This is a genomic window from Mesorhizobium sp. M7A.F.Ca.CA.002.05.1.1 (assembly GCF_003998335.1).
In the GTDB taxonomy this organism is placed as follows: domain Bacteria; phylum Pseudomonadota; class Alphaproteobacteria; order Rhizobiales; family Rhizobiaceae; genus Mesorhizobium.
The window spans coordinates 1-683 of record NZ_RZQI01001520.1; the positions used below are offsets into that span (position 1 = coordinate 1).

Annotated in this window: 1 protein-coding gene; it reads right to left on the reverse strand. The window is 63.5% G+C overall.

The genetic code is table 11. The features are described from left to right. Positions 1-683 (reverse strand): PAS-domain containing protein (locus EN939_RS36790; RefSeq protein ID WP_127272110.1); only part of this gene is annotated, 683 nt, incomplete at both ends.

Here is a 683-nt window from a genome sequence, read left to right on the forward strand (position 1 = left end):
GCTTTCTCCGGCGCGTCGGCAAGTTCGGCCTCCCGGTTCTTCATGTCGGTGACGTCGACATAGGAGATCAGCCGCTTGCCGCCGGCCAGCGGCGCCATCGACGATATCAGCGTGCGGCCGTCATTGCGCGGGAACTGCCGCGCCGCGGCGATCCCGGCCCTGATTTCCGCCTCGCGCTCGGCGATATGCCGCTGCCATGATGCATCGTCGGCACCAAACGGATCGATGTCGCGGCTGGCGTCCATCAGATCGCGGAAGCTGCAGCCGATCTCGGCGCGCCGGGCGTCGATCTGCCAGAAATCATAGAAAGCACGGTTGATGATCTCGGTGCGCATATCGGCGTCGAGGACGAGGACACCGATCGGCATCTGGTCGACCATGGTGCGGAGACTGGCGAAGGTCTCGGCGATCTTGGCGTTCGCGCTTTTGATCTCCGCATCGCGTTGCTTGATCTCGGTGACCTCATAATAGGTCAACAGCCGCTTGCCGCCTGACAGCGCCGTCACCGAGAACATCATCGTCCTGCCGTTGGCATGGACAAATTCGCGCGGCGCGACGGATCCGGCGCGAATCTCCTCGAGACGAGTGGCAAGGTAGCGCTGCCATTGCCGTTCGTCGATGTCGCCATAGATGCCGCTGCGGCGGTTGAGCTCCATCAACAGGCTGAACGGAGCGCCGACGCC